Annotated in this window: 7 protein-coding genes; 4 read left to right on the top strand and 3 right to left on the bottom strand. The window is 58.6% G+C overall.

The features are described from left to right. Positions 1–30: 30 nt before the first annotated feature. Positions 31–2,121, bottom strand: a complete 2,091-nt coding sequence (locus AC1MH0_RS20420) for an epoxide hydrolase family protein (RefSeq protein ID WP_480965997.1) — start codon at positions 2,119–2,121, stop codon at positions 31–33. Between the two features lie 345 nt (positions 2,122–2,466). Here AC1MH0_RS20420 and AC1MH0_RS20415 point away from each other — a divergent pair, with 345 nt between their 5' ends. The 3 genes from AC1MH0_RS20415 (at position 2,467) to AC1MH0_RS20405 (ending at position 8,634) form a co-directional block, all read left to right on the top strand. Continuing rightward, positions 2,467–3,216 carry a FadR/GntR family transcriptional regulator gene (locus AC1MH0_RS20415; RefSeq protein ID WP_480965996.1) on the top strand — a complete coding sequence of 250 codons (750 nt, stop codon included), beginning with the start codon at positions 2,467–2,469 and terminating at the stop codon, positions 3,214–3,216. Positions 3,217–3,881: 665 nt separating this feature from the next. Then, complete coding sequence (locus AC1MH0_RS20410; RefSeq protein WP_480965995.1) at positions 3,882–5,516, top strand: GH35 family beta-galactosidase; 1,635 nt, start codon at positions 3,882–3,884, stop codon at positions 5,514–5,516. A 187-nt stretch (positions 5,517–5,703) separates the two neighbouring features. Then, positions 5,704–8,634, top strand: a complete 2,931-nt coding sequence (locus tag AC1MH0_RS20405; RefSeq protein ID WP_480965994.1) for a TonB-dependent receptor — start codon at positions 5,704–5,706, stop codon at positions 8,632–8,634. A gap of 1,038 nt (positions 8,635–9,672) precedes the next feature. On the opposite strand, the gene AC1MH0_RS20400 is transcribed toward AC1MH0_RS20405, so the two are convergent. Continuing rightward, positions 9,673–9,828 carry a hypothetical protein gene (locus AC1MH0_RS20400; RefSeq protein ID WP_480965993.1) on the bottom strand — a complete coding sequence of 52 codons (156 nt, stop codon included), beginning with the start codon at positions 9,826–9,828 and terminating at the stop codon, positions 9,673–9,675. Between the two features lie 109 nt (positions 9,829–9,937). Continuing rightward, the gene (locus AC1MH0_RS20395; RefSeq protein WP_480965992.1) at positions 9,938–11,212 is read right to left on the bottom strand and encodes a cytochrome P450; all 1,275 of its coding nucleotides are present in this window, start codon (positions 11,210–11,212) and stop codon (positions 9,938–9,940) included. A gap of 1,011 nt (positions 11,213–12,223) precedes the next feature. Between AC1MH0_RS20395 and AC1MH0_RS20390 the strand changes: the two genes are divergently transcribed. Next, entirely contained in the window at positions 12,224–12,991 is a 768-nt protein-coding gene (locus AC1MH0_RS20390) for an alpha/beta fold hydrolase (RefSeq protein ID WP_480965991.1), read from the top strand. Positions 12,992–13,028 lie beyond the last annotated feature (37 nt).

Here is a 13,028-nt window from a genome sequence, read left to right as displayed (position 1 = left end):
CAGGCGCCGAGCCCCCTGGCCCCCTTGGCGCTACTGCAAGACGTGCTCGGCGCGTCGGCGGACGAACGCGGCGCTGGCCTGCGGATGCGCGACCGGGAGCATATGGCCTCCGTCGGTTATCTCCAGCGTCGCGCCTGGAATTGCGGCTACTGCCCGGTCGCCGTCGATCGAAGGGGCTATCACCTGATCGTCACGACCGTAGAGCAACGCAACCGGGATCGTCAGCTCGGCATAACGGCTGACGATCGCGGCCAGGTCGACGTCTGCGCTGGCCAGTTCGACCAGCGCGGCGTTCACCGAAACCGGGCGATCGCCGAGCCCACCGCCGCCGCGCGTGGCGAAGTCGGCCGGGACTGGATCGGGCGCGAAGATCTTGCCCCAGCGCAGGCCATACGCCGCACGGCTGATCGGCGTACCGATCAGATTGGCGAATATCGAGCGTGAGCGCGGGCTGCCTTCGATCGCGTTTGCCACTGAGGCGGGCATCGATCCAGGCGGCTGCGTCATCGGCGCCAGCAACGCGAGGCCGGCGACCGAACCGGGATGGTGCGTGGCCACGCCGAGGGCTACCGCACCGCCCAGCGAATGACCGACGAGCAGCGGCGGACGATCGAGCGCGAGCGTGTCGATGAGGCTTGCAATGATCGCCGACTGGCCAAGGACACCGGGCTGTTCGCCGGTCGGCACCGAATAGCCCGAGCCGGGCCGGTCGACGAGAATAACGCGATACTCGTCGGCCAGCGCATCGGCGACGCCGTAGGAGAAGTTGCGGAGCTGCGCGCCCAGCCCGTGGATCAGGACGATCGGCGGTCCCGCACCGCGATCGACATAGTGGATCCGTGCACCTGCGACGTCGATGAAACGGCCGTCGGCGGGCACGTCCTGCTCGATCCACTTGGTCGTCGCGCGAGTGTAGACCGCGGCTGCTGCCAGTGTTGCAGCGATGATCCCAGCCGAGCGAAGTGCGATCGAGCGTTTCGGGGCGTCGTCGGAAACCGATCTGGACGCGAAGAAACGGCGCATGTCGGCGAGCAGCAATTCGGGTTGCTCGAGCGCGGCGAAGTGGCCGCCCGCGGGCATCTCGGTCCACTGAACGATGTCATAGGTCTTCTCCGCCTGCGAGCGCGGTGGCGGCGGGAAGACCGGGTCGGGGAATACCGCGACACCGGTCGGTACGGTAATTCGCGTTCCCGCAGGAAAAGAGCCCGAACCCTCCAGCACGCGGCCACGGTACATCCAGGTCGACGTCACGAACGATCCCTCGACCAGATACAGCATGATGTTGGTAAGGAGCAGGTCCTCGTCGAACGCCTGCCACAGGTCGGGGCGGTTGTGCGCATCGCGCGGCACGTCGGCCCATGCGCCGAACTTCTCCAAGATCCACGCCGCGACGCCGACCGGGCTGTCCGACATCGCCACGCCGAGCGTCTGCGGGCGCGTGCCCTGTTCCTGCGAATAGCCAGTTTCTTCCTTGGCGAGCTTGGCGCGTTTCGCAGCCCAGGCGACCTCGTCGGGCTTTTTCGGCACCGCGTCGTTGGCCTGGAGCAGCACCATGTTCAGATGGAGTCCGGCGATCGCATCGGGATGCGCGTGCGCCATCCAGCCACCGATGGCGGCACCCCAGTCGCCGCCCTGCACGAGATAGCGTCGCGTGCCGAACAGCTCGACCATCAGGCCGTGCATGAGTTCTGCGGTCTGTTTCGGTCCGATCGGAGACACGGGGCGGTCCGAAAACGCGTAGCCGGGGAGCGAGGGAACAACGACGTCGTGACCATCGGCGACGAGCGGCGCGATCAGCGCCTCGAATTCGAGGAACGACCCCGGCCAGCCGTGTAGCAGAAGCAGCGGAGGACGTGAGCCATCGCCGCGCGCATGAATGAAGTGGAGGCTCTGCCCCTGCACGTCGGCCGTAAACTGCGGCAGCATATTGAGCCGCCGCTCCTGCGCGCGCCAGTCGTAGTCCGCCAGCCAATAGTCGACGAGACGCTTGAGATCGGCGAGGCCGACGCCCGACTGCCAGCTTCCCGCGTCCGGCATAAGGCTCCAGTCGAACGCTTCGACCTTGGCGCGGATGGCGGCGAGCCGGTCGTCGGGTACCGCTATGAAGAAGGGTTCTGCCATGTGTCGATCCTGCCGAAGGGGGTAAATCCTGCTTCCCGATTGAAAGCCTAACATCGAACGCGCGAAAGCCGCCGAAAGGCGCTTCGAAGCGGGATGAACGGACGGCTGCTTTTTGGAAGCGGGTACGGCGGTTTGGACGTCTGGAATTGGGTCTGGCCAGAAGCCGGAGGGCACGGCGTGTTCGCTCTATAAGGGTAACCCGCGATCACGGCAAAAGGACACCATCATCATAATCGAGCATCTCGCGCCTCGGACTGCAGTCGGATTTGCACGTGATCCAGGGCGTGTAGGTTGCATCCTCGTTCGTCCGCTTGCCGCCATTCGACTGAAACGGTAGCTGTAGGAATGAAATCTGAGCGCCCAATCCTCCGGAGCTACGCCCGTGTATCCGCGATGCTCAAAGAGCGGATCGCAAGTGGCGAATTTGAAATTGGTGCACGGTTACCACCCGAACGCGAACTTGCAATATTTTACGATGTGTCACGTCCGACGATCCGTGAGACGATAATTGCGTTAGAAATCGAAGGAGTTGTGTCAGTTCGTCCCGGCTCCGGAGTCTACGTCATTTCTAAGCGCTCGCGCCTTGGTATGACATACGAGACAGACGTTGATTTGTTCGAACTCCTTCAGGCACGACGCGCGATGGAATCCGAAGCATGCGCTTTAGCCGCGGCTGGGATAACATCCGAACAATTGCAAAACCTGACCGATATTGTAGAAGAGATGCGCGCATGCCATGCAAGAGATGACATTAGCGGCTTCGAGCATGCTGAGCGGCATTTTCATCTGAATATCGCGGAAGCCAGCGGCAATGTAGCTGTTTCCATCGCTATCGTTACGCTTTGGAACGTTCGGCCGTTTATTTCACAGACTGGTGTATTAACTAGCAAAATGCGTTCCTTGGGAGCCCAGAAAAGCTTCGAAAATCACGATATAATTATTGAGTCTTTGAGCTCACGAAATGGTAATCAAGCACGTCTAGAAATGACAAGCTATTATACGATTATCATAGACGCTATTTTAAGCGACATGGAAAACCTCGCCATCAATCAAGCACGTGCGCGTATCAATATGCAGCGCGAACGTTACCTTTAGGACCGCGTCGAACGGTTTGATTAAATACTTTACTGACCTTTTTGCTAATGGCTGAATCATAAATTACCATTAACAGGTGATTTTCCTCTCAAAAAGCCTGGCAAATCTTAAGACAGTTCGACCTTTCCCGCTAAATTAGCTTCTAATCGTCTTCAGTAGGTATGCTTTTGCTGTGCATCTGACTACCGAAGTTATCTGGACGTTGCCGTCTTTGGACGGCGTAGGCTTGAACCGACAGACCTTCGCTGTTGGTTGACAATCGATCGATTTGTCGGACATGTTATCGCTATCAGAAGGGCAGCGTCGTCAATAATACGGCCGCCGGTAATAGGAGTGGTCGGTGGCCTTCGCCCCAAATGCCAGGACTGGGGTGCGATGCTTAGGCGCTGTTGAGCAGTGGCGACGGTCGAGCCGATTGCCTGATGCTCGTCAAAATCTGGGGCGCCTGCATGGATGTGGGTAAGCGCCGGAAACGCCCCATGACCCAATGCTTAATTTAGCTTATCTTCTTTAAAAAGTACAGAATAATGGCCGCTCACAACACAGGTTAAGTCCGTAGTGTGATAATCGGATTGATTCGGTAGTCGTATGTACAGAATTTACTCATCTTAAAATCCAATTTGATAATTATCAAAAGACAATAGAAATATTATTGGAGTTAAATTATGAAACGTCACTCGGCTTTGCTTACACTTGCTGCTCTTACCGCGTCAACGCCTGCGTTTGCCGATGCCCCCTCACTACGTAAACAAGGTAGCGCGACCCAGCTGATCGTGGGTGGCAAGCCGATGCTGATCATCGGCGGCGAGCTCAGCAATTCAGCAGCGTCCAGCGCCACGTACATGGCGCCGCACTGGAAGAAACTGCGCACAATGCATCTTAATACGGTGCTGGCGCCCGTAGCATGGGAGCTCATCGAGCAGCGGGAGGGTCAATTTGACTGGAGTTCAGTCGATGCCATGGTGCGTGACGCGCGCGCGGCCGACCTGAAGCTAGTCATTCTGTGGTTCGGCGCATGGAAGAACTCGATGTCGACCTACGTCCCGTCCTGGGTGAAGCGCGACCAGGCGCGGTTTCCACGTGCGCAGGGTCCGAACGGGCAAGGCGTCGACATTCTCTCGGCGTTTGCACCCGCGACGCTGAAGGCCGACCAGCGCGCTTACGCTGCACTGATGGAGCATCTGAAGGCGATCGACGGTACGCAGAACACCGTCGTGATGATGCAGGTGGAGAACGAGATCGGCATGCTACCGGTCGCGCGCGACTACGGCCCTCTCGCCGAAGCAGCATTCCGTCAGCCTGTGCCGACCGAACTGGTCCAGTATCTGGTGCAGCACAAGGCCGGTCTCGTTCCCGAGATGCAGGCGATGTGGGTCGAGCGCGGCGCAAAGACGCAGGGCTCATGGGAGGACCTCTTTGGCGCAGGCGACGCTGCGGCGGAGGTGTTCACTGCTTGGCATTATGCACGTTTTGCGGATCAGCTGACCGCGGCAGGCAAGGCAGCGTATCCGATGCCGATGTACGTCAACGTCGCGCTCAATCGCCCCGGTCGCGCACCGGGCGAATATCCGAGCGGCGGTCCGTTGCCCCACCTTATCGACGTCTGGAAGGCCGGCGCACCCACGATCGATTTTCTGGCGCCAGACATCTACTTCCCGAACTATGTCGACTTGGTGGGTCGCTATAAGCGTCCTGACAATCCGCTCTTCATTCCGGAGGCGAACAACGCGGACAATGCCGCGGTCCCCGCCAACGCCTTCTATGCGTATGGCGAGCATGACGCGATCGGTTTCGGACCTTTCTCTATCGATTCAGTTGACGACGCTCCCAGCGCTCTGGCCAAGGCCTATGATGTGATCGATCAACTTTCTCCGCAGATACTCGCGGCGCAGGGATCGAACCGAATGGCAGGGTTCAAGCCGCGCGTGTTGTACGATGAGACGGTCGTATACGAACCTCAGGTTCGAGACATCGGCGGCTATCGCTTCACGATCGCCTACGCTGACATTCAGCGGCCGGTAGCAACGCCAGATACCGCAAGCTATGGCGGGTTGATTATCCAGATCGGTCCCGAGGAGTTTTTGGTGGCGGGTCAGGGCATCACGGTAACCTTTAAACCGATCGGCGACGGTCCAGCGCTCGCGGGCATCGACAGCGCTTTCGAAGGACGGTTCGACGCCTCAGGTCATTGGGTCCCGGGGCGGCTGCTCAATGGTGATCAGACCCACCAGGGGCGCCACATCAGCCTGCCGGCCGGCGAATGGCAGATCCAGCGTATAAAACTCTATAGGTATCGATAGGTCGTCCAGTTGACAGGGCTGGTAAGGCCAATTATGACTTGGGAGGTGATAGCGCTATCAGGCGCAGCTGTTTGACTTACCCCGACAACGAAGCGGGGAAGTCGTGAGGAGAGGAACGAGAATGAATTTTATTGTACGCCGTGGTAATGTTCGTGTGGCGCTACTTGCCGCAGTTGCAGTTAACGTCATGGCTGTCATGGCGCCTGCTGCCGCGCAGGTTGCTGCGCCGAGCACGACGGCGCCGGTCGCGCCCGAGCAGCAGGGCATTACCGGTACGACGACCCAAGCCGAACCGGCCCCCGCTGATGCCAGTGGCCAGAGCACGACCGCCCCCGACAACGGGCTCGGTGGTACCGACGAGATCGTCGTTACCGGAATCCGAGGTAGTCTTCAGAGCGCGACTAATGCCAAGCGCAACGCCGTAGCGTTCGGGGACTCGATCTTCGCGGAGGATATTGGCAAGCTGCCGGCGACCAATCTCGCCGAAACGCTGAACCGCATTCCAGGTGTACGCCTGAACCGAGACATCACCGGGGAGGGCGTACAAGTCGCGATCCGCGGGCTCGGTCCGAGCTTCTCCAAGGTCCTGCTCAATAATACCCAGATCGCAATCGCTTCTGACGGCGGCACGAACGGCACCGGCGGCGGCAATCGCGAGGTGGATCTCGATTTCTTCCCGTCCGAGCTGTTTACGCGCCTCGATGTTCTGAAGTCGCCGGTTGCCTCCACGCTCGAAGGCGGGATTGCCGGTACGGTCAATCTTCGCAATGCGCGACCATTCGACAATCCGGGCACGCATCTAACGGTCGTCGGCCAGGGCCAGTATAACGATACCAACAATCGCTTCGGTCCACGCGGCGCGATCGTGGCGAGCAAGACCTGGGACAAGTTCGGTATTCTGATCGGCCTCCAGGGGGTCAACCAGAAGACCCGCGTCGATGGTTTCGAGACAGTCGGCTATACCGATGGCAACGTACCTACCGGCCGGCCGGGCGTCGGCGACGTCGGCGGCAACGGCTTTGCCTATGCACCGGTCGTCCCGCGCAACACCGGGTTTGGTCTGACGCCGGGCGCCCCCGTGAACTTGGCGGCGACGTCGGGTCTTACCGATACGCAGATCCGCAGCGCGCTCATCCCGCGGCTGGGTCGCAACAACGTGACGCAGGGTACACGCTCGCGTTATTCGGCACTGCTTGCCCTGGAATTTCGTCCGACCGATACGCTCAGCTTCGCGTTCGACGGCATCTACGCCAAGTCGAAGCGCGATTTCGTCAAGTCGAACATGAACTGGTATGTCCGCAATTCGGGTCCCGGCAGCGATCCGACGTCAACGGGCGGCATGGTCCCGATCGGATTGACCGTCGACGCGAACAACGTGGTCACAAGCGGTACGTTCGCGAACTCCTCCTTCTTTCTCGAGGAGAGCATCTTCCGGCAAACTACTGAGTTTTACAATTTGAACCCGAGCCTGACATGGGCACCGAGCGATACGTTCAAGGTCGAAGCCCAGGTCAATTACGGCAAGAGCACTTTCTACCGTGAGCAGCCTAGCTTCCTGATCCAGACTCCGCGCGAGACCGGCATCAACGCCTTCTACGACAACACCGACAGCAAAAATCCGCAGCCGATCATCACGTCGAACGTCGACTTGGGTGATCCCAACCTCGGCTGGAAGTGGTATCGGCAGAATGTCCAGAGCGTACGCCGGGAGACCGAGACCAAGGGTGCGCATGTCGACTTCACGCTGGGCGACGCGAACATGAACCTGAAGTTCGGTGGCGCCTACGACAGCGCGCTGCGCAACGTCCGCGCCTATGACAACTCGACTGCCTACCAGACGTCGGTATGCGGCGCGACGTGCGACGGTACCACCGGCAGCGTCACCAACGCGCAGTTGTCGCAGTACCTGCAGCGCCTGAACGTCACGGACATCGGCAAGCTGTCGAAGGGCAACGTCGGGTATAGCAGCATCATCTCGACGAAGCTTAAGGAGCTGCAGGCTGCGACGAATTACCAGTCGTTCCTCGACAACGCGCCCGAAGCGCGAGGTTCGGTGACTGGCGGCACGACCGGTGACATCCTCGAAAAGACGTTCGGCTTCTACATGGAAGGCAACGGCGTCAGCGAAATCTTCGGTCGCGAACTGCGCGCTAATGCAGGCGTTCGCTACGTCCATACCGATCAGCGCGTTGCAGGGCCGGTCCAGGTAGCGGCAGGACTCGTCGATGTGATTCAGGACTCGTCTTACGAGAAGGTCTTGCCGTCGCTTAACCTTACCTATGACGTCATGAATCGCGTGAAGCTGCGCTTCGCTACATCAATCAGCATGACGCGCGCCGACGCAGGTTCGCTGTTGCCGGGACTTACCTTCTCTGATCAGGGCGCACAGGTCGCGACTGCGGGCAATCCCAACCTGAAACCGTACACGTCAGAGAACATAGATCTCGGCGGCGAATACTACACCGGGGGCATCGGTTATGTTGGTCTCTCGTACTTCCGCAAGAACATCGATGGTTTCACAGCCAACATCCAGTCGACGGTGCCGTTCACCGCGCTGAACCTTGCTTTCAGCACACTGACCACGACGCAACAGCAGGCGATTAACGGTCGTGGTGGTCCCGATGTCGCACAGATCGTCGTGACGCAGCCGGTCAATTTGAACCAGCTCAAGATTCAAGGCGTCGAAGCGACATGGGTTCAGCCGCTAGACTTCCTCGTACGTGGGCTCGGCTTCTCCGCGAACGGTACGCGGATCACGCAGAAGTCGGATACGGGACTGGTCGCGTCGGGTATCGCGCCGTGGAGCTACAATCTGCAGGGCTTTTACGAGGGGCATGGGGTTTCGCTCAGCCTGAACTATGTCTGGAACGATGAGTCGATCGCCGCGAACGGCCCGCAGAATAACATTCCCGTTCCGCTTCGCGCCGATGCGCGTGGCCAGTTCGATATGTCGGTTGGATATCAGCTGCCGTTCTTTGACAACCGGCTGCGTCTGACCCTCGACGTTCTAAATATAACCAACGAGCCGCTACGTACCACCTTTGGCTACGACAACGCTGCGTACAGTGTTTATTACCCAGGTCGCCAATTCCTGGGCGGTATACGCGCTAAGTTTTAAGTATCCTCCCCTCGAGAACCTATGGGCCAGCCTGAAAGGCTGGCCTTTTTTTACAAAGTCTTCAGCCTTTAATCTCGAACGTCTAAAATTATTTTTTGCGATAGCTCGATCGCATATTAACTGATCATTTGCGAGTCCAGTCAGTTTTTAAGAGTAGCGCTTAAGTCAATAGCTAAGAAATTATAATGTTCGTCTCGGCCTCATTAGATTCGTCACCAACGATTATGTATCTCATCGCCCTTTGCCGAGGTGGCGATCATTCGGAAACGATTGCGAGTTTATTATTTCGGGTCGGCAGCGAACGTCCTCGTACCTCCCATCATGTCATTCGAGCACGGAAAGCGGAGCGTCAAATTCGTTACATCGCGAAGATGAACCAGCGTCCGAAGTCGGGAAGCGAAGGAAGGGGCGTGAACGTCCGAGTGTGGGTCTTATAGCCGGGAAGCTGACAAGGAGACTGTTAGTCGCGATTATAGATTGATACCAATTATAACGATGGAGGCTCGCCCCGATCTTGGTAACCGGGCGCTGCAGGCCGACTCTTCTCCGATCGAGGTTGATCGGGAACATGCGACTGCCAGAGGCGATCATGCGTTAGCGGTGGCGACGCAATAGCGCGACCTGCATCGAGGTGCAGGACAAAGTTGACTGCGTTCAATAAGGGAGAGCAATCTTATGGACGATGTCGTTATTGAAGAAGAGCGGGCTTATTGGATCGCGGAAGAACGCTCCCGGGCGCTCGCGTTCGATGCGGCCACCGCCCGTGGTGACGCGCCCCTTTTGTTGGCAGGGGCAGAGATACGGTTACGAGAAGCTAGGGAACGGCTCGCAGCAATGCGAATGCCAGCCTTCACGCGTGGCCGCGGCTAACGAACGTCTGGTTTTGGGGAGCGCTGAACGCGGTTGGGTGTCTGGGAATGGGTCTTGCCGTCGCAGACCTCCCGGTCAGCAACGCCCCAATCTACCCGCTCAGAATTCCGCGAAAGATTGAAAAAGTGGCCGTTCCCAAGACGCGAGCCCGGCATTCGCAATTGTTCGTTAGCGGCCGTAAGCAAATTTCAGCGTATAGCTTTCGATCAGGCCGGCCTCCTCGTCTTCATCTTCGTCCGGATCGTCCGTAAGTGCTTCGCCCGACAATACGGTTATTGTGAAACCATACGATCCCAAGCCAATGACTTGCTCGCCGAGTTCCACGCTTCGCGGACCATCGAACCAGTGACTTAGCTGCATTGAGCTGGCGTCGACAATGGAGCACCGCGAACGGGAAGACGTTCACGCAACCGGATGAGAAACAGCGAGGACGTTAGCTCTGCTTACTCACGATTGTAGGGCGACCATTGGGCCTTTCGGGGCCAAATTCGACGGGCATCTTTATGATGGCGTTGAACCAGATCGAACGTAGCCATTCAGGTTCTCCGACCGGATGGATATCGGGGATCCGCACGATGATCTGCTTAAGCAACTCGCGCAGTTGCATCTTGGCAAGACGGGCGCCGACGCAAATATGCGGTCCAGCCCCGAACGCCAAGTGGCGTTTGGCATTCGAGCGGGTGATGTCGAAGCAATGCGGGTCGTGGAATACCGCCGGGTCCCGGTTGGCAGCAGCGTAAGAAAGGTAAATCTTGTCACCCTTGGTCACGCCGTGGCTACCGATCTCGGTGTCCCGCATCGCGGTGCGGGTGAAGTTGGTGGTGGTAGAAGTGAAGCGCAAAACCTCGTCGATCGCATTGTCGATGTGGGCCTCGAAATCGCCGCGCAGTAGCGCATATTGGTCCGGATATCGGTGCATTAGGTTAATAAAGTGGGCTGCGGTAGAGCGAGTTGTTTCATGCCCCGCCATCGCAAAAACCAGAAAGAACTGGTTAATTGCCGCCTCATCCAGATTGAGTGTCTTATCGTTGACCATCGCGCTCATCAAGCGATCGTCGGGGTTGCGGCGTTTTTCATCGGCGAGGTTCTGCGCGATCGCGAACAGGCCGATCGTTGGGTCGGCAGAATGAATTGATCGGCTTTCGACGTCAGCAAGCGCATTGCCATAATCAGCCACCTGATCGCGGTATTCTTCTGGAATCCCCATCAGCTCGCAGAACGTATAGACCGGCAGGCGGGACGCGACATCGAAGACGAACTCGCAACCTCCGCGGCTTGCGACTCCATCGACAATGTCCTTTGCCAACCGCTCGATCTCGGGCGCGAGTACCGCCAACGCCCTGGGCATGAAAGGCGGCATGATAACTTTCTTGATCGCAGTATGATCGGCAGGCCTCATCGACATGAAGTTTGCGCGCTGCCGTTCCAGTGCCTCACCCTCGAAATCCCACACGACGATGCTATTCTCGTGCGAGCTGAAACGCTCCTGGTCCATCGAGACGTCGAACACGTCCTTGTAGCGGGTGAGCACCCAGAAGCCTTTCACACCCGAGGATCGCGGTAGCGGATTAACATAGTTGGCATTGGGCGGGTTCCAATGGACCGGATCGGCCTGACGCCACTGGTCGAACAGCCGGTGCGGCGGGCCCTGCTCGGCGGGAAACAACCCCGCGTCGAGCAGGTTTTCAGATATCTCGGTAACCGACATCGTATTCTCCTATCGCGATGCCGGGATCACGCCCCGATCCGCTCTTTGAAGCCATCACCCCCTACGTCAGGCCACGCATAGTTTGCCGTGCGACAGTGGCCGACTTGTTGCCTTGGTGCCGGGATCTTTTGGACAGCGTTACTGCGAGCGTCGCCGGACGAGCTCGTTTATATAGGTAGGCAGTACCGACCCGTGCATGCCCACGTCGCGACTGCGCCGGTCGATTGGCGAGGCGCAGTCCATACAATCGAACGACGCGATCCGTTTGCCGCCGATTGACAGATCGAGCGACCTCTCCACTCTCGCGGCCAGAGCACTGCTGCTGGCCATGTATGCTGTCTCTGGCCGCCGCCCGCAGTCGCAAAGAATAATCGGTTCATCCTATTTATGACTACACTCACTTTAAAGATTGTCGTAGCTTCGTCAAGCCTGCCTTTTTTGGTGATTGTAAGCATGGCTCGACGATGCCCCCGCCCGCGTCACTGATCGATCTCAGAACCAACTCCACAAACTGTTCCCATGGGATTGGCGACGACCACCAGAACTGCGCAAGGCTGCGTATTTGAGACTACCTCTCGCCAACGTCACGAAGTGGGGGGAAACCCGACCTCCAGGCTCTGCTCCTCGATCATCGGCAACGGACCGCGATCAGGATATCGCCGGCGATAACGTCCACCAGCATTTACTAATCGCCTTTGCCGACGATTTACGCAGACAATCCCACCGTCCTGCCGGAATTGTTCGGGTACCGTATCATCGACAACCAGCTCTTGCCGCGCGGCATTACCAAACGATAAAATCTCACGCTTGGTAGAAATCATCAGGGTTGATTGCCAGTGTGTTGCACTTTGCCAAGTCGGACACGCTCGTTATGGTAGTGCCCATACGTTAATGATGTGGCGGAGGTTGGCGATTAGCAGCAGTCTTGCCGGACCGGCGTGCGGTAAAGGCGCCTTGCAGCCGTATCGCGCGGAGCCACCCCTACCCGCGGTCGCACGAGGAATAGCGTCGGTGAACGGTGCCGAGTTGGCATTTCTCGACACAGGCGGGGCGGGCGAGTGCGTACTTCTGCTCCACGCATTCACTGGCAGCCTGGACTCTTGGGGTTACCAGCTGTCGGTGCTTGCGGCCGCCGGATACCGTGCCGTTGCGTTCTCGCGGCGTGGCCATGCCGGTTCAAGCCGGGACGACGGCGATTTTCCCGGCCGCACCGTTGCCGATATCGCCGCCCTGATCGCGTATCTGGCGCTCGGCAGGGTTCATCTTGTCGCGACCGCCGCGGGCGGATTTTCGGGCCTCGATTACGCCATCAACCGGCCTGACGACGTGTACAGCCTGACAATCGCTTCCAGCCTCGCGGGTATCGACGAGCCTATCTTTAAGACGATCTGCGAAGCGCTGCTGCCACCGGGTTTTCATCAACTGCCCGCCGCGTTCCGCGAGCTTGGCCCTTCATACCGCGCTACCTGTCCGCAAGGGACTAGACGATGGGAAGACCTCGTATCGCGCGCCCGTTCGCCCGAAACCGGATTGCCGATGAAAATGGCGGCGATTGGTTGGCGAGAGGTTGAGGCGATACGGTTGCCATGCCTGCTGATGACCGGCTCGTGCGACCTCTACATGCCGCCGCCTTTGCTGCAAAGGCTGGCTGGACATATTCACGACGCGACGGTTGCATGCATTCCGGACGCCGGACATGCGACACATTGGGAACAGCCAGACCTGTTCAACGAACATCTTTTGACATTTCTTGCAAACATCGGCCGTCCCCGCGACTGAAAGGATCGGACATTCAGTTAACTCCTTGACGAACGGC

The organism is Sphingomonas sp. AP28 (assembly GCF_056680455.1).
This window is presented reverse-complemented; position numbering and strand designations above follow the sequence as displayed.

Coding starts and splice junctions, on each gene's coding strand:
- AC1MH0_RS20395 (WP_480965992.1), bottom strand. CDS start 11,212: ATGTCGGTTACCGAGATATCTGAAAACCTGCTCGACGCGGGGTTGTTT.
- AC1MH0_RS20405 (WP_480965994.1), top strand. CDS start 5,704: ATGGCTGTCATGGCGCCTGCTGCCGCGCAGGTTGCTGCGCCGAGCACG.
- AC1MH0_RS20410 (WP_480965995.1), top strand. CDS start 3,882: ATGAAACGTCACTCGGCTTTGCTTACACTTGCTGCTCTTACCGCGTCA.
- AC1MH0_RS20420 (WP_480965997.1), bottom strand. CDS start 2,121: ATGGCAGAACCCTTCTTCATAGCGGTACCCGACGACCGGCTCGCCGCC.
- AC1MH0_RS20415 (WP_480965996.1), top strand. CDS start 2,467: ATGAAATCTGAGCGCCCAATCCTCCGGAGCTACGCCCGTGTATCCGCG.